We start from the raw sequence: 24967 nt of genomic DNA, 5'->3' as shown, positions 1-24967 counted from the left end.
ACGTTCGAGTGAAAGGACTTTGGCCCCTTCTGCTCACACAATCACACGCAGTGCACGGCGTACGCCTGTGAACGTCACGCTCGTACGCAGCCCAAGGTGGTCGCCGTCCATCTGGAGGGGCAGGGGCACCTTCGAATGCAAGGTGAACTGGTCCAGGTCGTGCAGGGACACGGCGTGCTTGCCATGGGGGCCGCGTTCGGGGGACGAAGTGAGCAACTGGGTGCCATATCGGGTGATCGCGGTCGTCGTCATACGGCTGAGACCGAGGACGTCGAGGCCTTTATCGAACGAGGCCTTAGGTGACGCGTACATCGGGTGATTGCCGAGGAAGGTCCACGGAGAGGTGTTCGAGACTATGGAAAGGACCAGATCGGTCACCGGCTCGGCATCCGGACGCTCCACGGTGATCGTCCCGTGGCGGCGGTGCGCCTCGCCGAAGAACTGGCGCAGTGCCTGGCGGACGTAGAGAGCGTGGGTGGATTTCCTGCCGCGCTCACGCTGCTGCTCGACCCGCCCGACCACACCGGCGTCGAATCCGAGCCCCGCGTTGAAGGTGAACCAGCGTCCCGGGACGGCCTCGTCCTCGGTGCCCGGTGTACCGGAGGCCAGACCCAGGCCGACCGTACGTTCGCTGCCCTCGCGCAGGGCGTCCAGGAGGGCGCCGGTGGCCTCGACGGCGTCGTTGGGCAAGCCGAGGGCGCGAGCGAAGACGTTGGTGGAGCCGCCGGGGACCACGGCGAGGCCGGGGAGGTGCTCGGGGGCGGGACCGGAGTGCAGAAGGCCGTTGACGACCTCGTTGACCGTGCCGTCGCCGCCCAGGGCCACCACCAGGTCGATGTCCTTGCTCTCCGCCGCCTGCCGGCCCAGGTCGCGCGCGTGGCCGCGGTACTCGGTGGTGACCGCTTCCAGTTTCATCTCGCTCGCGAGCGCGTGGATCAGGACATCGCGCGTACGTGCGCTTGTGGTGGTTGCCGCCGGATTGACCACGAGAAGTGCACGCATGGGTTGCAGCGTACCTACTGGGTGGTACCGGGCACAGGCCGAGGTAGGGATCACGTAAGACTTCGGCGCGTGAACCTTGCCACGGGGGCGTGGGTCAACCCGAGTGCGGCGTTGTGCGTTGCCCACTCCTCACCCGTGAGGCTTCGGGGGCGAGGGCTACTCTTCAGGGGTGAGCAGCGAGCAGACCCTCCCCGAGACCGCCGGTCCGCGCCCGCGGCGCCTGACGTACGCCGCCGTCCTGGCCGCGCTGGAAGGGCTCGCGCTCGTCGTCGGAGGCGCCTGGATGCTCGTGGAGGGCCTCGCCGGTGACCCGGACGACCGGCAGTCGGCCGTCACCGGGGGCGTCACGTTGATCGTCCTCGCGCTGCTGCCGCTCCTCGCCGCGCGCGGACTGCTGGCTCGGCGCAGTTGGAGCCGGGGGCCGGCCGTCATCACCCAGATCATGGCCCTGCCCGTCGCCTACAACCTCCTCCAGGCGGACAGCGTGGCGATCCCGGCGGGCATCGCCCTCGCGGTCGTCGCGGTGATCGCGCTGATCCTCCTGATCAACCCGGCGACGACCCAGGCCCTCGGCATCAGGGGCCCGGGACGGGCACAGGACGGCAAGCAGTAGCGGTGCGGCTGTGAGCGGGGCGCGCCGCCCGGTGGGCGAGCCGCGGCTGTCGGCTCCGAGTGCTGCCAGCGCTGCGGGCCGAGGTGGCGGGAAGCGACCGTAGGGCTCTGGGCGGCTGCCTGGTCGGATCGAGCCGCAGCAACTCCCGAGCGCGAGCGTCGGACCGATCCGTGGCCGAGGCGACGGGCGATCGTCGCGGAATCCAGGTGCGGTCGGCGAGGGCGGTTCCGGTGGGCTCCGCAGTCGTCGGTCCGGTGTGCGGCTGCCGGCCGGGGTGGCGGTGTCACCTGAGGGGCAGCGCGGTTCCGGTGGGCGCGGCAGCTGTCGGTCCGGTGTGCTGCCATCGGCCGGGGGTGGTGGCGCCCAAGGGGGCGGCGAGCGCGGTTCCGGTGGGAGCCGCGGCTGTCGTTCGGTGTGCGGCTCTCGGCCGAGGGCGGCGGTGGCACCTGACGGGGGCGAGCGGCGAGCTGTTGAACCGTGGTCCCAGGGCGCCGGTGGGGTCGTAGGGCGGACGCGGTGACGGCCTCCGGCCTGCTCCCGGCCCGAGGCCGACGCGCGGTGGCGAGCGGGACGTCGGGCTCGAAGTGGATGTCGTCCGCCCCGAATCCGTTCCTCCGAAGCCTGGACCCGTGGCGGAACCGCCGCTCGGGGCGGCTCCTGGGCCTACTCCTCCACCAGGAGCTTCTCCCGGAGCTGGGCCAGGGTGCGGGCCAGCAGGCGGGAGACGTGCATCTGGGAGATGCCGACCTCCTGGGCGATCTGCGACTGGGTCATGTTGCCGAAGAAGCGGAGGAGGAGGATGCGCTTCTCGCGCGGGGGGAGATCCTCGAGCAGCGGCTTGAGTGACTCCCGGTACTCGACGCCCTCCAGCGCCTCGTCCTCCGCGCCGAGGGTGTCCGCCACCGCCGGGGACTCGTCGTCCGTGTCGGGGACGTCCAGGGACAGGGTGGAGTACGCGTTGGCGGACTCCAGGCCCTCCAGGACCTCCTCCTCGGAGATGGCCAGCTTCTCGGCCAGCTCATGGACCGTGGGGGAGCGGCCGTGCTGCTGCGAGAGCTCCGCCGTGGCCGTCGTGAGCGCCAGGCGCAGCTCCTGCAGGCGCCGCGGCACCCGCACCGCCCAGCCCTTGTCGCGGAAGTGGCGCTTGATCTCACCCACGACCGTGGGAGTCGCGTAGGTCGAGAACTCCACCCCGCGGTCAGGGTCGAAACGGTCGACCGACTTGATCAGGCCGATGGTGGCGACCTGGGTGAGGTCGTCCAGCGGCTCGCCTCGGTTGCGGAAGCGGCGCGCTAGGTGCTCGACGAGCGGCAGGTGCATCCGGACCAGCCTGTTGCGCAGCTCCGCGTACTCCGGGCTGCCGTCCTTCAGCGCGCGCAGCTCGACGAACAGGGCGCGTGCCCCGCTGCGGTCCTGGGGATCGTGCCGCGGGACCGGCGTGTTGTTCGCGCCCGCCACGCCGTCCTCTGCGTTTCGCTCGTGCTCGCTCATCGTCCCGCCCGTTGCCCTTCCACGAGCCCTCGCCTCCGTCGGCACCGGGAAGACCCCGGCCCGCCCTGCCGGAGGCGCACCCTGCACGGCACCTTTCCGATCACGCTGCCCGTCGTCCAGGAAGCCGGTCGCCGTGGTGTCGACGGCGTCCTGCTCCGGATGCGGCCGGGCCTGCTCGGGGATGCCGTCGATGCCGTCCGCCATGCGTCGGGAACCGCCGGGGCCGTCGTCGCCCAGGCTGTCGGCGCCGCTCGGGCAAGGAGGGCGGTGTCCGCCCTCGGCCGGCAGCTCCCGTGTGCCGCGCTCTTCGTCCCGCACCGGCCCGTCCCCGTTCCTCACGCCGGCCCGGGTCCCGCGCCGCGCTGTTTGTAGAGGCTGATCGAAACGGTCTTGTCCTCGTCCACGGCCGACGAGACCTTGCCCGCGAGGGCCGAGAGGACGGTCCAGGCGAAGGTGTCCCGCGAGGGTGCGTGACCGTCCGTGGTCGGGGCCGAGACGGTGACCTCCAGCGAGTCGTCGACGAGTCGGAAGACACAGCTGAGCACCGAGCCGGGCACGGCCTGCTGGAGCAGGATCGCGCAGGCCTCGTCCACCGCGATGCGCAGGTCCTCGATCTCGTCGAGGGTGAAGTCCAAACGGGCTGCGAGGCCGGCCGTGGCCGTCCGCAGCACCGACAGGTAGGCACCCGCGGCCGGCAGCCGGACTTCCACGAAGTCCTGGGTCGCGGGCTCGCCTGCGATCTGGGACACCCTCACCTCCAAGGTGGTACAAGCTTTACGGGGGCCGAGGGTCGCCCCCCGGAGTAACGCGAAGTGTGGTTCAGCGGTGACGCTATCGCGCTCTCGACTTTCCTGTCCCCGGGACCCCAACCCCTTGCCGTCACTCACAGTAAAACTGTGAACACGCTCCGTGTCTAGGGGTTTGCGGCTCCAATTGGGAAGAACGCGCGCCGGGTTGACGTACCCAGACGTCAGACGGTCGAACCGTCCTGGAACCCGACGGTCCAGGGTCACACAAGGACATGGTCCACGAAGCACCAACGCCAGTTCTCACCCGGTTCGTGGGTCCGCATGATCGGGTGGTCGGAGTCCTTGTGGTGCTTCGTCGCGTGTTGTCCCGGCGAGGAGTCGCAGCAGCCGACGTGACCGCAGGACAGGCACAGGCGCAGTTGTACCGGGTGGGTACCGTCCCTCAGGCACTCCGGACACGTGTCGGCCAGCGGCTCGGGTTCCGGGAGCGGCAGCGCGTCGGTGTGCGTGCACTGTTTCATGATTGCCAGGTTACGACGGCCGCGCGGGCGGACGCGCACAAAGACAACGAGGGGCGGGCGCACGACGATGAGCGAGGGCGGGCGAGGGCCATGGACGTGATGCCACTGCTGTTGCTGGTGGCGGGGAGCGCGGTGATCGCCGCGGCCGCCCGGCGCACCCCGATTCCGGCGCCACTGCTGCTGGTCGCGGCCGGCCTGGTGATCTCGTACCTCCCCGGGGTCCCGGTGTACACGCTCGACCCGGACGTGGTCCTGCCCATCATCCTGCCGCCGCTGCTGCACTCCGCGGCGACCGACAGCTCCTATCTCGATCTCAGGGCGCAAATGCGGCCCGTGGCGCTGCTGTCGGTGGGATACGTCCTCTTTGCGACCTTGGTCGTCGGCTGGGCGGCGTACCAGATCGTGCCGGGGCTCTCGCTGACCGGGGCGCTCGTGCTGGGAGCCGTGGTGGCGCCGCCGGACGCGGTCGCGGCGACGGCGGTGGCACGCCGCGTGGGGCTGCCGTCCCGGATCACGACCATCCTCCAGGGCGAGTCCCTGGTGAACGACGCCACAGCGATCACCGCCTACCGGGTCGCGCTCGCGGCCGCGGTGGGCGAGGGCGCCACCTGGGCGGGCGGCATCGGCGAGTTCCTGCTCGCGGCGGTCGGCGGCGTCGCGGTGGGCCTGGTGCTGATGGTGCCGATCCACTGGCTGCGCACACATCTCAAGGAGCCGCTGCTGCAGAACACGCTCTCCTTGCTGATCCCGTTCGTCGCCTATGCGGCGGCCGAGCAGTTCCACGCGTCCGGGGTGCTCGCGGTGGTCGTGGTGGCGCTCTTCCTCGGACACCGCGCGTGGGAGGTCGACTTCGCGACGCGCCTCCAGGAGGACGCCGTATGGAAAATGGTTGCCTTCGTCCTGGAATCGTCGGTGTTCGCCCTCATCGGGCTGCAACTGCCCGTCGTCCTGAAGGGTCTCGGACAGTACGAGGGCGGCCGCGCCGCCTGGTACGCGGTCGCCGTCTTCCTCGTGGTCGTCGTGTCGAGGTTCGTCTGGGTCTATCCGGCGACCTTCCTGCCGCGCATGCTCTCCGCGCGGATCCGCGCGCGTGAGGACAACCCCACATGGAAGGCGCCGTTCGTCATCGCCTGGGCCGGGATGCGGGGCGTGGTCTCGCTGGCGATCGCCTTCTCGATCCCGGAGCACCTGCACAACGGAGAGCCGTTCGCGGGCCGCAATCTGATCCTCTTCCTCACCTTCACCACGGTCATCGGCACCCTCGTCGTCCAGGGCGTCACCCTGCCCCCGCTGATCCGCGTGCTCAAGCTCCCCGGCCGCGACCAGCAGGCCGAGACCCTGGCCGAGGCCAACGCCCAGGCGCAGGCCTCCAGGGCCGCCGAACGCCGCCTGGACGAACTCCTCTCCGACGAGCGCAACGCCCTCCCACCGCCCCTCGCCGACCGCCTGCGCATGGTCCTGGACCGCCGCCGCAACGCCGTCTGGGAACGCCTCGGCCAGTCCAACCCCCTCACCGGCGAGACCGTCGACGACACCTACCGCCGGCTGTCCGGGGAGATGATCGGCGCTGAGCGCGCGGTGTTCGTGAAGCTGCGGGACCTGCGCTACATCGACGACGAGATGCTGCGGACACTGCTGCGCAGGCTGGACCTGGAGGAGGCGGCTGCGTATCGGGAGGCGGAGTGAGGCGCCGCTCGCCTGGGCTCCGACAACGGCTGCCACCGGCCCGTCGGTCCTCCGTCAGGCCTCCTGGGGTGTCCCCGTGACGACCGCCACGATCGCCGAGCCGCGCGGGAAGGCGCCTTCGTCGGTCAGGACGACAAGTCCGTACAACAACTTGGCGACATAGACACGCTCGACAGGCAGGCCGTGCCGTTCCTCGAAGTCCTCGGCGAAGGCATCGAGTTCGGGAGTGGTGCGGGCGTAGCGGCCGAAGTGGAAGCGGTCGTCGAGCTGCCAGTCGCCGCGCGGACCGCCGAAGGCCTGATGCTGGAGAGCCCTTATGTCGGCCGTCAGGAAGCCGCCTCGGAGGACCGGCACGCCCAGGGCGCGCTGGTCCGGGGAGAGGCCCGCGGCCAGGCCCGCGAGGGTGCCGCCGGTGCCGCAGGCGATCGCGACGACGTCGGCCCGCCCCGACAGCTCCTCGCCGAGTGCGCGGCACCCCCGTACGGCGAGGGTGTTGCTGCCGCCCTCAGGGACGACGTACGCGTCCGTCGCTCCCGCCGCCCGCAGCAGCGCCGTCAGCGTCTTTGGCTCGGTCTTGCGGCGGTACGTCGACCTGTCGACGAAGTGCAGCCGCATGCCGTCCGCCGCGCAGCGGGCCAGGGAGGGGTTCAGGGGGCGGTCGGCCAGTTCCTGGCCGCGGACCAGGCCGATCGTGGGCAGGCCGAGGAGGCGGCCCGCGGCCGCCGTGGCGCGCAGGTGGTTGGAGTACGCGCCGCCGAAGGTGAGGATCGGGCGGCCGGCCGCGGCCGTGAGATTCGGAGCGAGCTTGCGCCACTTGTTGCCGACGAGGTTCGGGTGGATCAGGTCGTCGCGCTTGAGGAGGAGCCGCACGCCCCGGCGGGTGAAGCGCTCGTCCTCGACCTCCTGCAGCGGCGACGGGAGCCGGGGACGCAGGGTGGTGAGGTCGGGAACGCCGGGGCTGGACACCGTCCCATTGTCACGTGAGGCGCTCCCGGATGCGCGCCCGCATCGAGGCCATCGTGAAGCCCCGCGGGTCCACCTTTCCCGGCTGCCACTCCAAGTGACCGATGACCGACCGTTCCGTCCAGCCGTGGTGGCGGCACACCGCGGCGGAGACCCGCTCGATCGCCGTCAGCTGGGCCGCGGGCCAGGGGTCCTCGCCGTCGCCGAGGTTCTCGCACTCGAAGCCGTAGAAGTGGCGGTTGCCGTCGGTGTTGGCCTCGTTGTCGACGGGGAGCGCCCTCTCCGCGATCACCGCGCGCAGGACGTCGTCGTCGCCCAGACCGGCGTGGTTGGCGCGGCCGTAGCCGACGAGATGGACGGTGCCGTCCTTGGTGATGACACCGTGGCAGAGCGGGCCGGGCAGGCCCGTGTAGCCCTTGCGGCACAGCTCCACCGTCGCCGCGCTGCCCTTCGTCACCGTGTGATGGATCATCACGCCGTGCACCGGACCCCAGGCGCCGACGTGGTTGCGGTTGTGGTGCTCCCAGTCGCCGACCTCGACGACGGTGGCGCCCTCCGCCCGTAGGACGGCCAGGAATCTGTCCGCGGACATGGGTGAGGCCATGGCCCCCTCCTTCGCACTGCGCACCGGCCGCCGACCGCGCCCGGCTCGTACCGGTGCTTGTACCGAAAACGGCGGTCTCCGACTCCTGGTTCGTACAGCGTGCGAGCTGATTCGGACAGACAAATTCCGTTCCAGGAAGTGGACTTGACCTGTCGTCAGCGGACATGAACCGCGCATATGCCCAGCCTCGCGATGATCCATTCCCGCTCTTTCGTGTAATAGCACCGCCACGTTCCGTAAGGAAGGCTTGTCCCTGCACACGATGCCCGGGAGCAGATCGCGTCCGGGCATGTACCGGGAGGGCAATTCCTTATGTCGGTAGGCGAAGAGGTCCGCACCGAGCAGGACCGGCCGCAGCAGAGCCTTGGCACGGCGGCCGCGCGGAACCTGGCCACCACCACCAAGTCCGCACCCCAGATGCAGGAGATCAGCTCCCGCTGGCTTCTGCGCATGCTGCCCTGGGTGAACGTCCAGGGTGGCACGTACCGGGTGAACCGACGGCTGAGCTATGCCGTGGGCGACGGCCGGGTGACCTTCGTGAAGACCGGGGACCGGGTCGAGGTGATCCCCGACGAGTTGCGCGAACTGCCGGCGCTGAGGTCGTACGAGGACGACGACGTGCTCTCCGAACTCGCCCGACGCTGCCAGCAGCGGGAGTTCACCCCGGGCTCGGTGATCGCCTCGTTCGGCGCCCAGGCCGACGAGGTGTACCTGCTGGCGCACGGCAGGGTGGAGAAGGTCGGCACCGGCCCCTACGGCGACGACGCGGTCCTCGGAGTCCTCGCCGACGGCGCCTACTTCGGCGACCAGGCGCTCCTCGACCCGGACGCCATCTGGGAGTACACCGCCCGCGCGGCCACCGCCTGTACGGTCCTCGTACTGCCCCGCCAGGACGTCGAGCAGGTGGCGGAGCGCACCGACGCCCTGCGCGAGCACCTCCGGGAACAGCGCGCGATCCCCTCGCAGCGCACCAACAAGTACGGCGAGAAGGAGATCGACCTCGCGGCGGGCCACGACGGCGAGCCCGACATCCCGCACACCTTCGTCGACTACGACGCGAGTCCGCGTGAGTACGAGCTGAGCATCGCCCAGACCGTCCTGCGCATCCACACGCGGGTGGCCGACCTGTACAACCAGCCGATGAACCAGACGGAACAGCAGATCCGGCTGACCGTCGAGGCGCTCAAGGAGCGGCAGGAGCACGAACTCGTCAACAACCGCGAGTTCGGGCTGCTGAACAACTGCGAGTACGACCAGCGGCTCCAACCGCACGACGGCGTGCCCAGCCCCGACGACCTCGACGAGCTGCTCAGCCGCCGCCGGGGTACCAAGCTGCTGCTCGCCCACCCGCGCGCGATCTCCGCGATCGGCCGCGAGCTCAACAAGCGCGGACTGGTGCCCGAGACCATCGACATGGGGGGCAACCGCATCCCCACCTGGCGCGGGGTGCCGATCTACCCGTGCAACAAGATCCCGGTCACCCCGGAGCGGACCACGTCGATCATCGCCATGCGTACCGGTGAGGCCGACCAGGGGGTCATCGGCCTCCAGCAGGCCGGTATCCCGGACGAGATCGAGCCGAGTCTGTCGGTGCGGTTCATGGGCATCAACGAGCAGTCCATCATCAAGTACCTCGTGACGGCCTACTACTCGGCGGCCGTGCTGGTGCCGGACGCGCTCGGAGTCCTGGAGAACGTCGAGATCGGCCGCTGGAGGTGACGTTTCTGCACGTGGGAGGCGTGTCCCCGCCCACCGGGGCGGGTACACCCCGGTCGGACGCCGAGGTGGAGACACCCCCGTGGAACGCGCCCGCACACAGCGGAAGTGCCACCGTCCGCGGCCTGACCGAGGGGGGTTCCATGGCCGAATTCACGACGGGGACGCAGACGTGGGCATCACAAAGGGCGGAGGTGCGGGTGCCGGCGGCCGGGGGGACGGCGGTGCCGGCCACCGCACGGCCCGGGGAGCGGGCACAGGCAGGTGAGACGGGCCCACGCGACGGTCACGAGACCCGTTCGCACCAGGAGGCCGAGGCGCGTGAGCTTCAGGGGGTGGAGGCGCGGGTCGAGACGCCTCTGCTTGAGGGGTCCGGGGTGCGGGCCGAGACGCCTCTGCTTCACGGGCCTGCCCCGCGGTCCGAGGCGCGTCCGCTGCACGGGTCCGAGGTGCGGGTCGAGTTGCCTCCGCTCCCTGGGCCCGAAGTGCGGACCGAGACGCCTTCGCTTCGCGGCCCTGACCCGTGTCCCGAGACGACTCCGCTTCACGTGCCCGCCCCGCGGCCCGAGGACCCTCCGCTTCATGGCCCTGCCCCGCGGTCCGAGACGTCTCCGCTCGACGGCCATGAGGCCGGGGTGATCCTGGAGCGGGTCCGGGCGTCGGTCGATCCCGAGCTGCGCTCCGCCCTGGAGTCGCTGCCCGGTTCGTTGCGCAGGGTCGCGCTCTACCACTTCGGCTGGGAGCACGCCGACGGCACCCCGGCGGCGGGCAACGCGGGCAAGGCGATACGGCCCGCACTCGTCCTCACCGCGGCCACCGCCCTCGGAGGTGACCGGGCGAGGGCGGCGGCCGTCCGGGCGGCCGTGGCGGTGGAGTTGGTCCACAACTTCACGTTGCTGCACGACGACGTGATGGACCGCGACACCACCCGAAGGCACCGGCCCACCGCGTGGACGGTGTTCGGCGACGCCGACGCGATCCTCGCCGGGGACGCCCTCCAGGCGCTGGCGCTCCGGCTGCTGGCCGAGGACCCGCACCCCGCGGCGGGAATGGCCGCGGCCCGGCTCGCGGACTGTGTCGTCGAGCTGTGCGAGGGCCAGCACGAGGACACCGCCATGGAGGCACTCGACCCCGGCGAGGTCACCCTCGACCAGGTCCTGGTCATGGCCGAGGCCAAGACGGGGGCGCTGCTCGGGTGTGCCTGTGCCCTCGGGGCGCTGTACGCGGGAGCGTCCGGCGAGGAGGTCGGGGCGATGGACGCGTTCGGCCGGGAGGCCGGGCTCGCCTTCCAGCTCATCGACGACGTGATCGGCATATGGGGCGACCCGAGCCGCACCGGCAAGCCGGCCGGCGCGGACCTCGCCGCCCGCAAGAAGTCCCTCCCGGTGGTCGCCGCCCTCACCTCCGGTACGGCGGCGGCCGCGGAACTGGCCGCGCTGTACTCGGCGCCGTACGACGAAGGGGATCTGGCGCGTACGGCCCTCGCCGTCGAGGAGGCAGGCGGACGCGACTGGGCGCAGGTGCAGGCCGCCGACCGGATGGCCCGGGCGATGGGGCAGCTGGCCCGTGCGGTGCCCGATCCGGAAGCGGCGGGTGGGCTGTTGTCCCTCGCGGAGTTCGTGACGCGGCGCAGCGCCTGAGAACCCCGGAGCGCCCGGTACCGCGCGGTTCCTGACCCCGCGCGGCCCTCCGGGGGCTCCGGTCGGCGGGTCCCGCACATCCCCACGGTGTGCGGGGCCCGTTTCCGCGCTCACCGGATAGTCTCAACATCCTTGTGGCCAAAGGTGGTTGAGACAAAGGAGTGGGGCATGGGCGTGGCGATACGGACGGCCGGCGCAGATGACCGCGAGCTGGTCGCGCGGCTGCTGGACGCGGCCTTCCAGGGCGATCCGGTCAGTGGGTGGATCTTTCCGGGGGAGGAGGAGCGCCGGACGCTCCACCCCCGGTTGATGGCCGCGTTCGTCGACATCGTGCTCGCCGAGGGGCGGGTCGATGTCACGGAGGACGGGGCGGCGTGCGCGTTGTGGCTGCCGGTGCCGGCCGAGAGTGCTGACGGGCATGACGAGGAGGACGGGTTCGCCCAGTTGAGGGAGGCGATCGATCCGGGCAACGAGCGGATCGAGTTGATCGGGCGGCTCACTGCGGATGTGCATCCGTCGGGACGGGCGCACGAGTATCTGTGGATGATCGGGGTGGCTCCGGAGCGGCAGGGGGAGGGGCTCGGGACCGCGCTCATCGGGGCGGTTCTGGAGCGGTGCGACCGGGAGACGGTGCCCGCCTATCTGGAGGCGAGCAGCGCGCGGAGTCGTGAGTTGTACGAGCGGCTCGGCTTTGAGCTGGTGGAGCGGCCGCTCGACCTGCCGGACGGACCTCAGATGTGGCCCATGTGGCGCGAGCCGCGCCCTGCGCGATAGTGCCGGGGCGGGGACGCAGCCCAGGTGGCGGTGGCCGCAGTTTCAGTGCGGCCGGCGCGCCTTGACTCGCGCGATAGTGCCGGCGTGGGTCGTGCTGCGGCTGCGGTCGGGTGGGGTTTGGACGCGGCCCACGTGGCGGCGGCCGTAGATCAGTGCAGTGGGCGCCGTTTGGCTCGCGCGTTGGTGCCGGGGCAGGGCGTTTTGCGCTGCGGCCGAGTGGGTGCCCGTCGTGACCACGCGGCGTGGCGGTAGGCGTAGATGCGATGAGGCCCCGCCTCGAGTGGGGTCCGGTCGCGCCCACGTGGCCGCAGCCGCAGATTCAATGCGGCCCCGCGCCCCTTGACTCGGTCGCCGGGACGATCGTCTCCACGATCCGTTCCACCAGAGCCTCCGGAACGCTCGTCCCCGGCAGTGCACCCTCCAGCACCCCCGGTGGCGTCAGGTGCTCCAACAGCAGCCCCAGCATGGCCAGATAGAGCACCATGACCGTCTCGTCTCCGCCCGGCAGGCCCGCCTCGCGGTGGAACCGCATGCCCTCGTCCAGGTCTGCCCGGACCGACTGGGTGTAGGAGGACCGTGGTTCGGGGCGGCGAGTGGCTTCCAGGCGCGTTTCCAGGAGGCGCAGGTAGCCCGTGCGGTCACAGGGAGACGGGCGTCGATCTGGCGGAGCAGGTCGTCGCGGCTGGTGAAGTAGTTCGAGGACGTGCCCACCGGCACCCCCGCCTCGGTGTCGACCGCGCGGAACGTCAGCCCGCGTGCCCCCTCGCGGGCGAGCACCTCGACCCCCGCGTCCACGAGCGCGGCCCGGCGCTCCGGGGTGCCGGCCATGCGGAATCTCCCCTCCCAGTTGCGTCCGATGTCGAAAACAGCTTGCAAACACTACAAGTGAAGTACTACAACTGATGTGGTTCACGCGCCAGGGCGCAGCCTACGAAAAGAGACCCGCTTGCGAAAGCTCACGTACTTCGTCGCCTGCTCGATCGACGGCTTCATCGGAGACCCGGACGGCGACGCGTCGTTCATGTACGCGTTCCTCGACGAGGAGTTCCTCGCGTACCTCACGACCGAGTACCCGGAGACCGTCGCGACCCACGGCCGCAGAAGCCTCGGCATCGACGATCTGGAGAACAAGAGGTTCGACACGGTCATCCAGGGCCGCGGCAGCTACGAGGTGGGGCTGAAGGAGGGCATCACCAGCCCGTACTCCCACCTGCGCGAGTACGTCGCCTCGCGCACGCTCGCCGAGTCGCCCGACCCGCACGTCGAGATCATCGCCGACGACCTGGTCGGCAGGGTGCGCGAACTGAAGGCGGAGGGCGGCGAGTTCGGCATCTGGCTGTGCGGCGGTTCCCAGCTCGCCGGCGAACTGCGCGACGAGATCGACGAACTCGTCATCAAGACCTACCCGGTCGTGCTCGGCAGTGGCATGCCGATGTTCGCCGCCGACTTCGCCGTCACCGGGTTCGCGCTCGACGAGGTCCGCCTGTTCGACAACGGCGTCCTGGTGCGGACGTACAGCAGGAAGGGCTGACCGCGAAAGCCCCGGCGAGCCGGGCGTCCAGGGCGGGAAGCGCCCGCGGCCCCCTCGCTCTACCCTGAAGGCATGGACAGCGACGAACACGTCTGTCCCGTCTGCGGACAGCCGGTCGAGACAGTGGTACGGCGTCACAAGACGCTGGGTGCGTGGGTCCCCCTGTGGGTGGGCGGCCCGTGCCACAACCCCGGGTGCAAGGCGAACGTCGACAAGGTCACCCAGTCCGACGAGGTCACCGCGCCCGGCGAGGACCGCGGTGGCGCCCCTGCCGAGAAAAGTTCCTGAATCCGTGTCGAGAATCCGTCCCCGGCTCCGACGTCCCCCGTGAGAGCCGCCCGCACGGGGCGGCCGAAGCCGAAGGAGCGGAATCATGAAGTACCTGGTCATGGTGCAGGGAACGCAGGCCGACTACGAGGCCATGCGCGGCAAGGGCTCCGAGCACTCCCCGGCCTGGAGCGAGCAGGAGATCCAGACGATGTACGCGTTCATGAGCGCCATCAACGACGACCTGTCCGAGACCGGCGAGATGCTCGACGCCCAGGGGCTCGCCGAGCCCGCGAAGGTCCGGCACGTCAACCGGGGCGCGGACGGCAAGGCCGTGATCACCGACGGGCCCTACAGCGAGACCAAGGAGCTGCTGTGCGGCTACTGGGTGCTGGAGTGCGAGAGCCTGGAGCGCGTCACGGAGATCGCCGAGCGCATCGCCCAGTGCCCCCAGCCCGCCGGCGCCCCCGACTACCCGGTGGTGATCCGGCCCATCCTGGACGGCGCCGGGGACATCTGAGGACCGTGCGAGGAGCCGCCGAGACCGAGGACCTGCTGCGCCTGCACGCGCCGCAGGTCCTCGGCGCGCTGGTCAGGCGGTACGGCCATTTCGACGCCGCCGAGGACGCCGTACAGGAGGCACTGCTCGCCGCGGCCGGGCAGTGGCCCTCGGCAGGCGTGCCCGACAATCCGCGGGGGTGGCTCATCAAGGTGGCCTCGCGGCGGCTGACGGACGCGCTGCGCGCGGAGGAGGCGCGGCGGGCGCGCGAGGAGCGGGCGGCGGCGCTGGACGTGCGGGACACGGCCGTCGCCGATCGCGCGCCGCGCGAGGACGACACGCTGTCCCTGCTGTTCCTGTGCTGCCATCCGCAGCTCACCGCGTCCGCGCAGATCGCGCTCACCCTGCGCGCGGTCGGCGGGCTGACCACGGCGGAGATCGCCCGGGCATATCTCGTCCCCGAGGCGACCATGGCCCAGCGCATCAGCCGGGCCAAGCTGAAGGTGCGGGGCGTGGGCTTCGGGCGGCCCGACAACTGGGAGGAACGGCTGCCCGCCGTCCTGCAGACCCTCTACCTGATCTTCAACGAGGGCCATACGGCGACCTCGGGCCCGGCTCTCCAGCGGCGCGACCTCGCGGGCGAGGCGATCCGTCTGACCCGCACGGTCCACCGTCTCCTGCCCGAGGACGGCGAGATCGCGGGCCTGCTCGCCCTGATGCTCCTCACCGACGCCCGCCGCGACGCCCGCACCGGCCCGGACGGCGACCTGGTTCCCCTGGACGAACAGGACCGCGCCCGCTGGGACGAGGCGGCGATCGAGGAGGGCGTCGCGCTGGTCACCCGGGCGCTGGCCCACCGCCGTGCCGGGCCCTACCAGATCCGCGCGGCCATCGCCGCCGTACACGACGAGGCGCCCTCGGCGGAGGCGACCGACTGGCGGGAGATCCTCGGCCTGTACGACGTTCTCGTACGGCTCGTTCCCGGGCCCGTGGAGCGGCTGAACCGGGCGGTCGCCGTCGCCATGGTCCACGGCCCGGAGGCCGGACTCGCGGAACTGGACTCGCTCACCGGCGCGTTGGGGCACCGCCTGGACGCCGTACGCGGGCATCTGCTGGAGCGGGCCGGTTCCCGCGAGCAGGCCCGCGCCGCGTACGAGTCGGCGGCGGCCAGGACCCTGAGCCTGCCCGAGCAGCGCTATTTGCAGGGGCGGGCGGCCCGGCTGAGGCCCTAACGTGGGTCCCATGTCCACGACACCGATCCTGCACCTCACGGAACGCTCCCTGTGGGACGAGGCGCGCGCCCGGGGCACGTACGAGATGTCCACGCGCGGCCGCACCCTCCAGGAGGAGGGGTTCATCCACTGCTCGACGCGCGAGCAACTGCCCGCCGTCGCCGCCTTCCTGTACGGCTCCTACGACGGCCCCGACGACCTGGTGCTCCTGGTCATCGACCCCGCGCGGCTGGCCGTTCCGCTGAAGTACGAGGCCCCCGAGCCCGGTGCGGAGGAGTTCCCGCACATCTACGGGCCGATCCCGGTGGAGGCGGTCGTCGACGTGGAACCGTGGGGGTGAGCGGTCGCCGCCGGGCGTGGGCGTGGGCCGTGGTGGTCTGGGCGGCTCTCGTGGTCGTCGCGGGCGTGCTGACGCTCTGGCTGCAGGACTCGGCGGAGCCGCCGGGGCCGTACAGCTGGGAGGAGAACAGTCCGACACCCGCGCTTCCGGAGGGATGGCATTCCCTGTGCCCCAGCCCCACCTCCGACCCCGAGGCGGGTCGGACGGTCGTGGCCTGCGCGTTCATCTCCGGCTAGGCAGTCCGCCCGTCTCCGGGTCCCGGCCCGTCAGGCAGTAGGTGCCGCCCGCCGGGTCCCTCATCACCGTCCAGCGGCTGCCGTCGGCGACGAACTCGGCGCCCAGGCGCTCGTGTTCGGCCCGGGCCGCCCCGATGTCCGCGCAGGCGAGGTCCAGATGCGCGGAGACGGGGCGTTCCTCGTCGAGGCGCTGGAGGAGGACACGGACCGGGAGGCCGGCCGGGGGCTTGAGCACATGGAATTCGGGGAGCGAGCCGGAGAGGGACTCCCAGTCGGGCAACAGGGCGGCCCAGAAGGCGACTTCGGCGTCGTAGAGGGAGGGCGGGACGTCGAGGCAGACCTGGTCGAGGCGGGTGCCGTGGACCACCGGCGGGCGGGTCGACTGGCCGCGCCAGGGATCGGCGCAGAACAACTGGCCGGCGGGGGAGCGGAGCACGACCAACGTGCCCTGATCGGCGACCACATGCGCGCCGAGCGCCTCCGCCCCCTTCGTGAACTTCCGTACGTCGTCGACGCAGAAGTCGAGATGAGCACCGCCGGGCCCGGAGGCGACGGCCTGGACCTTGACGCAGGCGTCGGCCCCGCCGGGCGGCACCAGGGTCACGAACTCCCGCCGCTCGCCCCGGGGGTCGGACAATCGAGTGCCGGTGGTGACGGTCCAGAAGTCGCAGGCCTGAGCGAATCGTGGCACGGGCCGGTCAATGAAGGCGTACGTCCAGCGGGTGGTCATGCCGTGATCGTAGGCGCCCTACTTCGGCGCTTCCATGAACCGCAGCATGTTCCCCGCCGGATCCCGAAAGGCGCAGTCCCGCACTCCGTACGGCATGTCGGTGGGCTCCTGGATCACCTCCGCTCCCGATTCCCGTACCCGGGCGAACAACGCGTCGCAGTCGGACGTGGTGAAGTTGACCCCGCGCAGCAGCCCCTTGGCCAGCAACCGGGCCATGGCCTCCTTGTCCGCGGGGGAGGCGTCCGGATCGGCGGCGGGCGGCTCCAGGACGATGTCCAGGTCCGGCTGGAGCGGCGAGCCGACCGTCACCCAGCGCATGCCCTCGTACCCGACGTCACCGCGCACCTCCATGCCCAGGACGTCCCGGTAGAACGCGATCGCCTTGTCGTGGTCGTCCACGGCGATGAAGCAGTTCTTGAGTCTGATGTCCATGGCTTCACGTTAGGCCCGTCGGGGCCGGGTGTGCCTGCGGACCACGCATGGAGGGATCTGAGCGATCTCCTCGTGGGAGCGGGCGCGGTACGCGCTCGGCGTCTCGCCCACCAACTCCGTGAAGCGCGAGCTGAAGGACCCGAGGGACGTACACCCCACGGCCATGCAGACCTCGGTGACGGACAGGTCCCCGCGCCGCAGCAGCGCCTTCGCGCGCTCGATGCGCCGGGTCATGAGGTAGCCGTACGGCGTCTCACCGAACTCGGCGCGGAAACTGCGCTGGAAGTGGCCAGGTGACATCAGCGCGGTGCGGGCGAGCGCGGTCACGTCGAGTGGCTCGGTGTACTCGCGGTCCATCCGGTCCCGCGCCTGTCGCAGCCGCACCAGGTCCTCGATGCTCACCATCACGCCAGCATCGCACGACGCTCACGAGCTGGGCGCGTGGATCTGGAACGGGCTTTGCCTCGCGTTCGCCTGCCGTATGGAAGCGCTTGTTCCCATGAGGGGCATGGACCACATCACGTTCCTCGTGGCGGTCGTCATCGTCACGGCCCTGGCTTTCGACTTCACCAACGGATTCCACGACACGGCCAACGCGATGGCGACGTCCATCGCGACCGGCGCACTGAAACCCAGGACCGCGGTCCTGGTGAGCGGCGTCCTGAACGTCGTCGGCGCCTTCCTGTCGACCGAGGTCGCCAAGACGATCTCCGGCGGCATCGTCGACGACGCCCTCGTCTCACCGGGGATGATCTTCGCGGGGCTGGTCGGAGCGATTCTGTGGAACCTGCTGACCTGGCTGATCGGCCTGCCGTCGAGCTCGTCGCACGCCCTGTTCGGCGGACTCATCGGCGCGGTGTGGGTCGGTGCGGGCTCCCACGGCGTGCACGTCGACAAGGTGGTCGAGAAGATCCTGATCCCCGCGGTGGCCTCGCCGGTGGTGGCGGGTGTGGCGGCGCTGATCGCCACCTACTTCGCCTACAAGCTCACCGCCCGTGCCCGCAAGGACTCGGTGACCAAGGGTTTCCGGCTCGGCCAGATCGCCTCCGCGTCCCTCGTCTCCCTCGCGCACGGCACCAACGACGCCCAGAAGACCATGGGCGTCATCACGCTGACCCTCATCTCGGCGGGCGCGCTCGGCCACGACGCCGGTCCGCCGGTCTGGGTCATCGCCTCCGCCGGTCTGGCGATCGGCCTCGGCACCTACCTCGGCGGCTGGCGGATCATCCGCACCATGGGCAAGGGCCTCACCGAGATCCAGTCCCCGCAGGGCTTCGCCGCCGAGAGCGCGTCCACGACGGTCATCCTGACCTCCGCCCACCTCGGTTTCGCCCTGTCGACCACCCAGGTCGCCTCGGGCAGCATCCTCGGCGCGGGCCTCGGCCGGAAGCTGGCGGAGGTCCGCTGGGGCATCGCCGGGCGCATGGTCGCTGCCTGGCTGATCACCCTGCCGGCGGCCGCGCTGGTCGGCGGCATCTCCGCGAGCGCCGTGAAGCACGGCGGCAACTTCGGCACGGTCGTCGTCGCGCTGGTCGGGGCCGCCGTCGCCGCGGGCATCGTGCTGCTCTCGCGCCGCAACCCGGTCGGCGCGGACAACGTCAACGACGCCCACGAGGTCACCCTCCGCACCGAGCCGCCGGCCCGCGTCGGCACGGCCGCCTGAACCCCTCAGGAGTTCCTGTCATGAGCATCGACTGGACCGCACTCGGCCAGGTCACCGCGGTGAGCGTCGGCGTCACCGTCGCCGTGGTCGTCGTCTTCGCCCTCGGCGTCCTGGGCCTCGCCCGCTTCGAGGGGGCGAGGGAGGACGGCGGTGGTGGCACCTCCACGCTCGGCATCGCCCAGGCCGGCCTGTGCTTCCTCGCCTGCGCGGCGGTGGTGGCGTACGGCATCTATCTGATCGTGCCGCAGTTCCACTGATCCACCGAGACGAGAGGGGAACAACGATGACGCCCCTGCTGACCGACCTGAAGGTCGACTACACCGACCCCGACGACCCCGTCCTCATCCGCCCGGACGGCAGCCCGATCGACACCTGGCGGGAGAACTACCCCTACGCGCACCGTATGGAGCGCAAGGAGTACGACTGGCACAAGCGGCTCCAGCAGATCGAACTGCTGAAGCTGCAGAGCTGGATCAAGGAGACCGGGCGCCGGCTCGTCATCGTCTTCGAGGGGCGGGACGCGGCCGGCAAGGGCGGCACCATCAAGCGCTTCACGGAGCACCTGAACCCCCGTGGCGCGCGCGTGGTGGCGCTGGAGAAGCCCACCGAGCGCGAGCGCGGGCAGTGGTACTTCCAGCGGTACGTCGAACATCTGCCGACCGCGGGCGAGATCGTGCTGTTCGACCGGTCCTGGTACAACCGGGCCGGGGTGGAGCGGGTCATGGACTTCTGCACGGACGACGAGTACCGGCGCTTCATGCGGCAGGCCCCGCTGTTCGAGCGGATGCTCGTGGACGACGGCGTGGACCTGCTGAAGTTCTGGTTCTCGGTCTCCCAGGGCGAGCAGCGCACCCGCTTCACCGTCCGCCAGATCGACCCCGTACGGCAGTGGAAGCTCAGCCCGATGGACCTCGCGTCCCTGGACCGCTGGGACGACTACACCGCCGCCAAGGTCGCCATGTTCCGTGAGACGGACACCCAGTTCGCACCCTGGACGGTGGTCAAGAGCAACGACAAGAAGCGGGCCCGCGTCGAGGCCATGCGCAGTGTGCTGGCCCGCTTCGACTACTCCGACAAGGACGACGAGGTGGTCGGCACGCCGGACCCGCGGATCGTGGGCGCGGCGGCCGGACTGCTGGAGGCGGGCGAGGCCTAGGAGGCGGGAGGGGAGCGGGCCGAGCGCGGGAGCACACAGGGCGCGATCGCGCTTGAGTACATGTACTCAGGCCGGTTGCGGCGCGCGACTCTGGCCGGGGCGACGCGGGTTTTCCATGATGCAACCCACCCGCGTCGAAAGAGGTGCTCATGGTTCGTGACCTGCAGCTGCGCTCGGCCACTTCCGAGGATCTCGACTGGATCCACGAACTGCGTCACCGGGTCTACGCACAGGAGTTGGGCCAGCACGCGCCGGATCCGGCCGGGCGGCTGCGCGACGGCCTCGACGGCGACAACGTCTACCTCGTCGCGGCGCGCGGAGCCGTCCGCATCGGCTTCGTCAGCCTCACTCCGCCCTGGCTGGGGCGGTTCGGGCTGGACAAGTACCTGACCCGCGACGAGGTGCCGGCGCTGGACGGCGACGACGTGTTCGAGGTGCGCATCCTCACCGTCGAGCCGCGCTGGCGCACCACCTCGGCGGCACCCCTGCTGATGTACGCGGCGCTGCGCTGGATCGCCTCCCGGGGCGGCCGTCGGGTGGTGGCGATGGGGCGTACCGAAGTGCTCGACCTGTACCGGGCCGTCGGTCTGCGCCCGGTCGGCCGCACCGTCCGCAGCGGGGCGGTGACGTTCGAGGTGCTGACCGGCGGTGTGCCCGAGCTGACGAGGCGGGCGAGGGAGCGGTACGGCAGCGCGCTGGAGCGGTTGCGGTCCGTGGTGGACTGGCGGCTGGACATGCCGTTCGCGCCGCGGCCGGACGGCTGCGAGCACGGCGGTGCCTCGTTCACGGCGATCGGCACGGACTTCCGCACCCTGCACCGGCGGCACGACATCGTCATGGCCGATGTGCTGGATGCCTGGTTCCCGCCGGCCCTCGGAGTGCGGGCGGCTCTCACGGACGATCCGGACTGGGCCGCCCGTACCTCGCCGCCGTCCGGCGCCGAGGGGCTGTCGGCGGAGATCGCCGCGGCCCGGCGGCTGCCGCAGGAGGCGCTGGCGGTGGGCGCCGGTTCGTCGGACCTGATCTTCCGGGCGTTCGGCCGCCGGCTGACCCCGCAGAGCCGGGTGCTGCTGACCGACCCGTGCTACGGCGAGTACGCGCACGTCACGGAGCGGGTGATCGGATGCCGGGTGGACCGCTTCCCGTTGCGCCGTGAGGACGGCTGGCGGATCGATCCGGACCGGCTGTCCGCGGCCGTCCACTCCGGCCGCTACGACCTCGTCGTGGTGGTCAACCCGAACAACCCGACCGGGCGGCACGCGCCGGCGTCCGGGCTGCGCGCACTGATCGCGGCCGCCCCTGACCGTACGCACTGGTGGATCGACGAGGCGTACCTGGGCTACGTCGGCCTGGACGAGTCACTCGCCGGCCTCGCCGCGACGGACCCGCGGGTGACCGTCTGCACCTCGCTGTCGAAGATGTACGCGCTGTCCGGCATGCGGGCCGCCTACGTGGTGGCCGAACCGGCCACGGCGGAGGAGCTGCGCCGATGGACTCCGCCCTGGCCGGTCAGTCTGCCGGCCCAGCCGGCCGCCGTGGCGGCACTGCGCGCACCGGAGTACTACCTCGACCGCTGGCACGCCACGCACCTTGTCGCCGCTGTCACCGGCCAAGCGGTGGAGCGGGACCCTGGCCGGGGCTGCGGCCGGGCTCGGCGTGCTGGCCGTGCTGTCCGCGCTGAGCTTGCCGATGGCGGTCGCGGTGGTGGTCGGCGGACCGGCCGGGGACCTGCTGGAATCCATGATCAAGAGGGGCGCGCAGGTCAAGGACGCCGGCCACTGGCTGCCCGGCTCCGGCGGACTGCTGGACCGGATCGACTCGCTGCTCGTCGCACTGGCCGTGCTGCTCGTCCTGAGCTGACGTCCGACGCGGAAGGGGCTCGGCCGGTATCACCCGGCCGAGCCCCTTCCACACGTTCACCGACCCTGGGGTCAGGCCTTCTTGGTCTCCCAGAAGATCTTGTCGATCTGGGCGATGTAGTCCAGAGCCTTCTGACCGGTGGCCGGGTCGGTCGAACCCTTGGCGGCCGAGAGGGCCTTGAGGGCGTCGTTGACCAGCTGGTGCAGCTCCGGGTACTTCTCGAAGTGCGGGGGCTTGAAGTAGTCGCTCCAGAGCACGGAAACGTGGTGCTTCGCGAGCTCGGCGCGCTGCTCCTTGATGACCGTGGCACGCGCCTGGAAGTGCGGGTCGTCGTTGGCGGCCATCTTCTCCTGCACGGCCTTCACCGACTCCGCCTCGATGCGGGCCTGGGCCGGGTCGTACACACCGCAGGGCAGGTCGCAGTGTGCGCTGACCTTGACCTTGGGGGCAAACAGGCGGGAAAGCATGGAGCATTCCTTCCTCGTGATCGTCTTCTCAGGTGCGACATTACTCCCTGGGAGAGCCGAAATCGCGGGTGCCCCCATGGGCTTAGGACAAAAGTCCGGGGTCAAACTGAGACTGGTGGATGAACGTACCGGGGAGGTGCCGGGGATGCCGGAGCTGTCGCAGGAGACCGAGCGGGAGAGGTCGTTGCTGCCCTTCGTGGGAGTGGCCGAGGTGACCGGGCCGTCGATGGTGCCCACGCTCCAGCACGGTGACCAACTCGTGGTGCACTGGGGGGCCAGGGTCGGTCCCGGTGACATCGTGGTCCTGCGGCATCCGTTCCAGCAGGACCTGCTCGTCGTCAAGCGGGCCGTCGAGCGGCGTGAGGGCGGCTGGTGGGTGCTCGGGGACAACGCGTTCGCGGGCGGTGACAGCACGGACTACGGCGTCGTCCCGGAGGACCTCGTGCTGGGCAAGGCCCGGCTGCGTTACCGGCCGCTCAAGCCGGGTCAGCGCTCGCCGCTGGCCGCCGCGCGCTGGGCGCTGTCGGCCGTGCGGCCCGTCTTCCCCGACCGGTCGGCCTCCAGGCGTTTGCGGGCCCGGTAGGCGGCCACGTTGGCGCGGGTGGCGCAGCGGTCGGAGCAGTAACGCCGGGAGCGGTTGGTCGAGGTGTCCAGATAGGCGTTGCGGCAGGGGGCCGCCTCGCACAGGCCCAGCCGGTCCACGCCGTACTCGGTGAGGTGGAACGCCAGGCCCATCGCCGCGATCGCCGCGTACCCGGCGGTGGCGTTGGACGGGTGGTCCGCCAGGTGCATGTGCCACAGCGGGCGGCCGTCGTCGTCGCGGAAGTCGTGCCCGGAGATCTGCGGGCTCACCGGGAACTCCAGCAGGAGCGAGTTCAGCAGGTCCACCGCGAGCGTCTCGTCGCCGTCGTCCGCCGCCTCGAAGACCGACCGCAGCCGGGTCCGGACCGAACGGAACCGGGTGACGTCGGCGTCGGTGGCGCGGCGGGCGCCCGTGCCGTAGCCGCCGAACAGATCGCGGACGGCCTCCACCGAGGTCAGGGTGTCCTTGCCGCGGGCCGGGTCCTCGCTGTTGACCAGACGTACGGCGTAGTCCGAGTAATAGGCCAGTTCCACTTGTAGTCCTTACGGAGGCGTTCTATCGTCGTGGCACGGTCGGGTAACAGCTGATCGTGCTTCCAGGGTATTACGACAGTGAGCGGACAGGGGGCTCCCATGACGACGGGTGTCGGCACCGACTGGCAGGCCTGGCAGGAGAGCTGGGACCGGCAGCAGGAGTGGTACATGCCGGACCGCGAGGAGCGGTTCCGGGTGATGCTCGACATGGTCGAGGCCCTCGTCGGGCCCCGGCCGCGCGTGCTCGACCTCGCGTGCGGCACGGGAACCATCACGGCCAGGCTGCTCGCCCGGTTCCCCGAGGCCACCAGCATCGGCGTGGACCTCGACCCGGCGCTCCTCACCATCGCCGAGGGCACGTTCGCGGACGACGAGCGGGTCACCCTCGTGACGGCCGATCTCAAGGACCCCGACTGGCCCGCGAGGCTGCCGTACGACGCGTACGACGCCGTCCTGACCGCCACGGCCCTGCACTGGCTGCACAGCGAACCCCTCGCGGCCCTCTACGGCCGGATCGCGGAACTCGTCCGCGACGGCGGTGTCTTCATGAACGCGGACCACATGATCGACGAGACCACGCCCCGGATCAACGCGGCCGAACGCGCGCAGCGCCACGCGCACATGGATCAGGCCAAGCGGGACGGCGCCCTCGACTGGGCCGCATGGTGGCAGGTCGCCGCCGAGGACCCCGTCCTCGCCGGGCCGACGGCGCGCCGCTTCGAGATCTACGGCGAGCACGCCGACGGGGACATGCCGTCCGCCGCGTGGCACGCGCGCGTGCTGCGCGAGAAGGGCTTCGGGGAGGCCCGGCCGGTGTGGTGCTCCCCCTCGGACACGCTGCTGCTCGCGCTCAAGTAGGCGCCCATGCGAAAGGGGCGGTACGGGATTCCCGTACCGCCCCTTCGGCGTCGTACCGCTAGAGCACCTTCGACAGGAAGGCCTGCGTGCGCTCGTGCTGAGGGTTCGTCAGGACCTCGCGAGGGTCGCCGGACTCCACGACCACGCCGCCGTCCATGAAGACGAGGCTGTCGCCGACCTCGCGGGCGAAGCCCATCTCGTGGGTGACGACGACCATCGTCATGCCGGACTCGGCGAGGTCGCGCATGACGTCGAGGACGTCACCGACCAGCTCCGGGTCGAGCGCCGAGGTCGGCTCGTCGAACAGCATCAGCTTCGGGTCCATCGCGAGCGCCCGGGCGATCGCCACGCGCTGCTGCTGGCCGCCGGAGAGCTGGGCGGGGTAGCTGCCCGCCTTGTCGGCCAGGCCCACCTTCTCCAGGAGCTCACGCGCCCGCTCCCGGGCCTGGGTCCGGCCCGTGCCCTTGACCTGGACGGGTGCCTCCATGACGTTCTCGACGGCCGTCATGTGCGGGAACAGGTTGAACCGCTGGAACACCATGCCGATGTCCCGGCGCTGCAGCGCGACCTCGCTGTCCTTGAGCTCGTACAGCTTGTCGCCCTTCTGGCGGTAGCCGACCAGCTCGCCGTCGACGTAGAGCCGGCCGGCGTTGACCTTCTCCAGGTGGTTGATGCACCTGAGGAAGGTCGACTTGCCGGAGCCCGAGGGGCCGATGAGGCAGAAGACCTCGCCGGTCTTCACCTCCAGGTCGATGCCCTTGAGGACCTCCACCAGGCCGAAGGACTTGTGGACGCTCTCGGCCTTCACCATGGCGGTCATG

Annotated in this window: 29 protein-coding genes and 3 pseudogenes; 18 read left to right on the top strand and 14 right to left on the bottom strand. The window is 70.9% G+C overall.

Annotated features, from left to right (window positions below; genetic code table 11):
- Positions 1 to 33 precede the first annotated feature (33 nt).
- Positions 34 to 1002 carry a diacylglycerol/lipid kinase family protein gene (locus tag OG841_RS16195; protein ID WP_328640836.1) on the bottom strand — a complete coding sequence of 323 codons (969 nt, stop codon included), beginning with the start codon at positions 1000 to 1002 and terminating at the stop codon, positions 34 to 36.
- Between the two features lie 169 nt (positions 1003 to 1171).
- Between OG841_RS16195 and OG841_RS16190 the strand changes: the two genes are divergently transcribed.
- On the top strand, positions 1172 to 1615 hold the full coding sequence (locus tag OG841_RS16190; protein ID WP_371565856.1) for a hypothetical protein: 444 nt from the start codon (positions 1172 to 1174) through the stop codon (positions 1613 to 1615).
- Between the two features lie 663 nt (positions 1616 to 2278).
- Here OG841_RS16190 and OG841_RS16185 read toward each other — a convergent pair.
- The 3 genes from OG841_RS16185 to OG841_RS16175 all read right to left on the bottom strand — a co-directional run bounded on the left by OG841_RS16185 (position 2279) and on the right by OG841_RS16175 (position 4376).
- A complete protein-coding gene (locus tag OG841_RS16185; RefSeq protein WP_328640838.1) occupies positions 2279 to 3424 on the bottom strand; it encodes an RNA polymerase sigma factor SigF in 1146 nt (381 codons plus the stop codon).
- Between the two features lie 17 nt (positions 3425 to 3441).
- On the bottom strand, positions 3442 to 3855 hold the full coding sequence (locus OG841_RS16180; RefSeq protein ID WP_004925829.1) for an anti-sigma regulatory factor: 414 nt from the start codon (positions 3853 to 3855) through the stop codon (positions 3442 to 3444).
- 260 nt (positions 3856 to 4115) lie between these two features.
- Positions 4116 to 4376: a UBP-type zinc finger domain-containing protein gene (locus OG841_RS16175; protein ID WP_326664528.1), complete on the bottom strand. Its 261-nt coding sequence runs from the start codon at positions 4374 to 4376 to the stop codon at positions 4116 to 4118.
- 90 nt (positions 4377 to 4466) lie between these two features.
- Between OG841_RS16175 and OG841_RS16170 the strand changes: the two genes are divergently transcribed.
- Positions 4467 to 6062, top strand: a complete 1596-nt coding sequence (locus tag OG841_RS16170; RefSeq protein WP_328640839.1) for a Na+/H+ antiporter — start codon at positions 4467 to 4469, stop codon at positions 6060 to 6062.
- Between the two features lie 54 nt (positions 6063 to 6116).
- Here OG841_RS16170 and OG841_RS16165 read toward each other — a convergent pair whose 3' ends face one another.
- Positions 6117 to 7028, bottom strand: a complete 912-nt coding sequence (locus tag OG841_RS16165) for a 1-aminocyclopropane-1-carboxylate deaminase/D-cysteine desulfhydrase (protein ID WP_371565851.1) — start codon at positions 7026 to 7028, stop codon at positions 6117 to 6119.
- 10 nt (positions 7029 to 7038) lie between these two features.
- Positions 7039 to 7629, bottom strand: coding sequence for an N-acetylmuramoyl-L-alanine amidase (locus tag OG841_RS16160; protein ID WP_328640841.1), 591 nt, complete (start codon positions 7627 to 7629; stop codon positions 7039 to 7041).
- Positions 7630 to 7941: 312 nt separating this feature from the next.
- Here OG841_RS16160 and OG841_RS16155 point away from each other — a divergent pair, with 312 nt between their 5' ends.
- The 3 genes from OG841_RS16155 to OG841_RS16145 all read left to right on the top strand — a co-directional run bounded on the left by OG841_RS16155 (position 7942) and on the right by OG841_RS16145 (position 11759).
- The gene (locus tag OG841_RS16155) at positions 7942 to 9348 is read left to right on the top strand and encodes a family 2B encapsulin nanocompartment shell protein (RefSeq protein WP_328640842.1); all 1407 of its coding nucleotides are present in this window, start codon (positions 7942 to 7944) and stop codon (positions 9346 to 9348) included.
- 545 nt (positions 9349 to 9893) lie between these two features.
- Positions 9894 to 10985 carry a family 2 encapsulin nanocompartment cargo protein polyprenyl transferase gene (locus OG841_RS16150; protein ID WP_328640843.1) on the top strand — a complete coding sequence of 364 codons (1092 nt, stop codon included), beginning with the start codon at positions 9894 to 9896 and terminating at the stop codon, positions 10983 to 10985.
- A gap of 168 nt (positions 10986 to 11153) precedes the next feature.
- Entirely contained in the window at positions 11154 to 11759 is a 606-nt protein-coding gene (locus tag OG841_RS16145; RefSeq protein ID WP_328640844.1) for a GNAT family N-acetyltransferase, read from the top strand.
- A 319-nt stretch (positions 11760 to 12078) separates the two neighbouring features.
- On the opposite strand, the pseudogene OG841_RS16140 reads toward OG841_RS16145, so the two are convergent.
- Positions 12079 to 12587: pseudogene (locus OG841_RS16140) on the bottom strand (TetR/AcrR family transcriptional regulator).
- Between the two features lie 118 nt (positions 12588 to 12705).
- Here OG841_RS16140 and OG841_RS16135 point away from each other — a divergent pair.
- The 6 genes from OG841_RS16135 (at position 12706) to OG841_RS16110 (ending at position 15864) form a co-directional block, all read left to right on the top strand.
- Complete coding sequence (locus OG841_RS16135; protein WP_371565846.1) at positions 12706 to 13290, top strand: dihydrofolate reductase family protein; 585 nt, start codon at positions 12706 to 12708, stop codon at positions 13288 to 13290.
- Between the two features lie 72 nt (positions 13291 to 13362).
- Positions 13363 to 13578 carry a hypothetical protein gene (locus OG841_RS16130; RefSeq protein ID WP_365119389.1) on the top strand — a complete coding sequence of 72 codons (216 nt, stop codon included), beginning with the start codon at positions 13363 to 13365 and terminating at the stop codon, positions 13576 to 13578.
- 85 nt (positions 13579 to 13663) lie between these two features.
- Positions 13664 to 14077, top strand: coding sequence for a YciI family protein (locus tag OG841_RS16125; RefSeq protein ID WP_328640847.1), 414 nt, complete (start codon positions 13664 to 13666; stop codon positions 14075 to 14077).
- A 5-nt stretch (positions 14078 to 14082) separates the two neighbouring features.
- Positions 14083 to 15288 (top strand): RNA polymerase sigma factor, encoded by a 1206-nt coding sequence (locus tag OG841_RS16120; protein WP_371565843.1) that lies wholly within the window; start codon positions 14083 to 14085, stop codon positions 15286 to 15288.
- Positions 15289 to 15298: 10 nt separating this feature from the next.
- Entirely contained in the window at positions 15299 to 15628 is a 330-nt protein-coding gene (locus OG841_RS16115; protein WP_365119392.1) for a DUF952 domain-containing protein, read from the top strand.
- The gene (locus OG841_RS16110) at positions 15625 to 15864 is read left to right on the top strand and encodes a hypothetical protein (RefSeq protein WP_328640850.1); all 240 of its coding nucleotides are present in this window, start codon (positions 15625 to 15627) and stop codon (positions 15862 to 15864) included. Before OG841_RS16115 ends, OG841_RS16110 begins: the two co-directional genes overlap by 4 nt.
- Here the strand turns inward: OG841_RS16110 and OG841_RS16105 are convergent.
- Genes OG841_RS16105 through OG841_RS16095 form a run of 3 tightly spaced genes read right to left on the bottom strand, consistent with a single transcriptional unit; the run spans position 15851 to position 17431 of the window.
- On the bottom strand, positions 15851 to 16594 hold the full coding sequence (locus tag OG841_RS16105; protein WP_328640851.1) for a VOC family protein: 744 nt from the start codon (positions 16592 to 16594) through the stop codon (positions 15851 to 15853). The two genes, OG841_RS16110 and OG841_RS16105, sit on opposite strands and share 14 nt — an antisense overlap.
- A gap of 18 nt (positions 16595 to 16612) precedes the next feature.
- Positions 16613 to 17026, bottom strand: coding sequence for a VOC family protein (locus OG841_RS16100; RefSeq protein WP_326664472.1), 414 nt, complete (start codon positions 17024 to 17026; stop codon positions 16613 to 16615).
- Between the two features lie 9 nt (positions 17027 to 17035).
- A complete protein-coding gene (locus OG841_RS16095; RefSeq protein WP_328640852.1) occupies positions 17036 to 17431 on the bottom strand; it encodes a helix-turn-helix transcriptional regulator in 396 nt (131 codons plus the stop codon).
- Between the two features lie 103 nt (positions 17432 to 17534).
- Here OG841_RS16095 and OG841_RS16090 point away from each other — a divergent pair, with 103 nt between their 5' ends.
- From OG841_RS16090 to ppk2, 3 genes are read left to right on the top strand one after another with little or no spacing between them, the layout of a single operon-like run.
- The gene (locus OG841_RS16090; protein ID WP_328640853.1) at positions 17535 to 18689 is read left to right on the top strand and encodes an inorganic phosphate transporter; all 1155 of its coding nucleotides are present in this window, start codon (positions 17535 to 17537) and stop codon (positions 18687 to 18689) included.
- A gap of 20 nt (positions 18690 to 18709) precedes the next feature.
- The gene (locus tag OG841_RS16085) at positions 18710 to 18946 is read left to right on the top strand and encodes a hypothetical protein (protein WP_057612179.1); all 237 of its coding nucleotides are present in this window, start codon (positions 18710 to 18712) and stop codon (positions 18944 to 18946) included.
- Positions 18947 to 18972: 26 nt separating this feature from the next.
- The gene (ppk2, locus tag OG841_RS16080) at positions 18973 to 19845 is read left to right on the top strand and encodes a polyphosphate kinase 2 (protein WP_328640854.1); all 873 of its coding nucleotides are present in this window, start codon (positions 18973 to 18975) and stop codon (positions 19843 to 19845) included.
- A gap of 298 nt (positions 19846 to 20143) precedes the next feature.
- Here ppk2 and OG841_RS16075 read toward each other — a convergent pair whose 3' ends face one another.
- Positions 20144 to 20644, bottom strand: a complete 501-nt coding sequence (locus tag OG841_RS16075; RefSeq protein ID WP_371565836.1) for a hypothetical protein — start codon at positions 20642 to 20644, stop codon at positions 20144 to 20146.
- On the opposite strand from OG841_RS16075, the pseudogene OG841_RS16070 reads away from it, so the two are divergent.
- A pseudogene (locus OG841_RS16070) lies at positions 20580 to 21353 on the top strand (aminotransferase class I/II-fold pyridoxal phosphate-dependent enzyme); the annotation flags it as partial. The gene OG841_RS16075 and the pseudogene OG841_RS16070 sit on opposite strands and share 65 nt — an antisense overlap.
- A gap of 67 nt (positions 21354 to 21420) precedes the next feature.
- Positions 21421 to 21705: pseudogene (locus OG841_RS16065) on the top strand (phosphatidate cytidylyltransferase); the annotation flags it as partial.
- Between the two features lie 71 nt (positions 21706 to 21776).
- Here the strand turns inward: OG841_RS16065 and sodN are convergent.
- Entirely contained in the window at positions 21777 to 22172 is a 396-nt protein-coding gene (gene sodN / locus OG841_RS16060) for a superoxide dismutase, Ni (RefSeq protein ID WP_007491258.1), read from the bottom strand.
- A gap of 145 nt (positions 22173 to 22317) precedes the next feature.
- Here sodN and sodX point away from each other — a divergent pair, with 145 nt between their 5' ends.
- Positions 22318 to 22755, top strand: coding sequence for a nickel-type superoxide dismutase maturation protease (gene sodX / locus OG841_RS16055; RefSeq protein WP_328643655.1), 438 nt, complete (start codon positions 22318 to 22320; stop codon positions 22753 to 22755).
- On the opposite strand, the gene OG841_RS16050 is transcribed toward sodX, so the two are convergent.
- Positions 22659 to 23288, bottom strand: a complete 630-nt coding sequence (locus OG841_RS16050) for a CGNR zinc finger domain-containing protein (RefSeq protein WP_328640855.1) — start codon at positions 23286 to 23288, stop codon at positions 22659 to 22661. The genes sodX and OG841_RS16050 overlap by 97 nt on opposite strands.
- Before the next feature lie 99 nt (positions 23289 to 23387).
- Between OG841_RS16050 and OG841_RS16045 the strand changes: the two genes are divergently transcribed.
- A complete protein-coding gene (locus OG841_RS16045) occupies positions 23388 to 24146 on the top strand; it encodes a class I SAM-dependent methyltransferase (protein WP_365119396.1) in 759 nt (252 codons plus the stop codon).
- Positions 24147 to 24204: 58 nt separating this feature from the next.
- Here OG841_RS16045 and OG841_RS16040 read toward each other — a convergent pair whose 3' ends face one another.
- Entirely contained in the window at positions 24205 to 24966 is a 762-nt protein-coding gene (locus OG841_RS16040; protein ID WP_328640857.1) for an amino acid ABC transporter ATP-binding protein, read from the bottom strand.
- Between the last annotated feature and the right edge of the window lies 1 nt (position 24967).

It is taken from the genome of Streptomyces canus, from assembly GCF_041435015.1.
Classification (GTDB): Bacteria; Actinomycetota; Actinomycetes; order Streptomycetales; family Streptomycetaceae; genus Streptomyces; species Streptomyces canus_G.
Note: the sequence above shows the minus strand (reverse complement) of the source record. Positions and strands in the feature narration are given on the sequence as shown.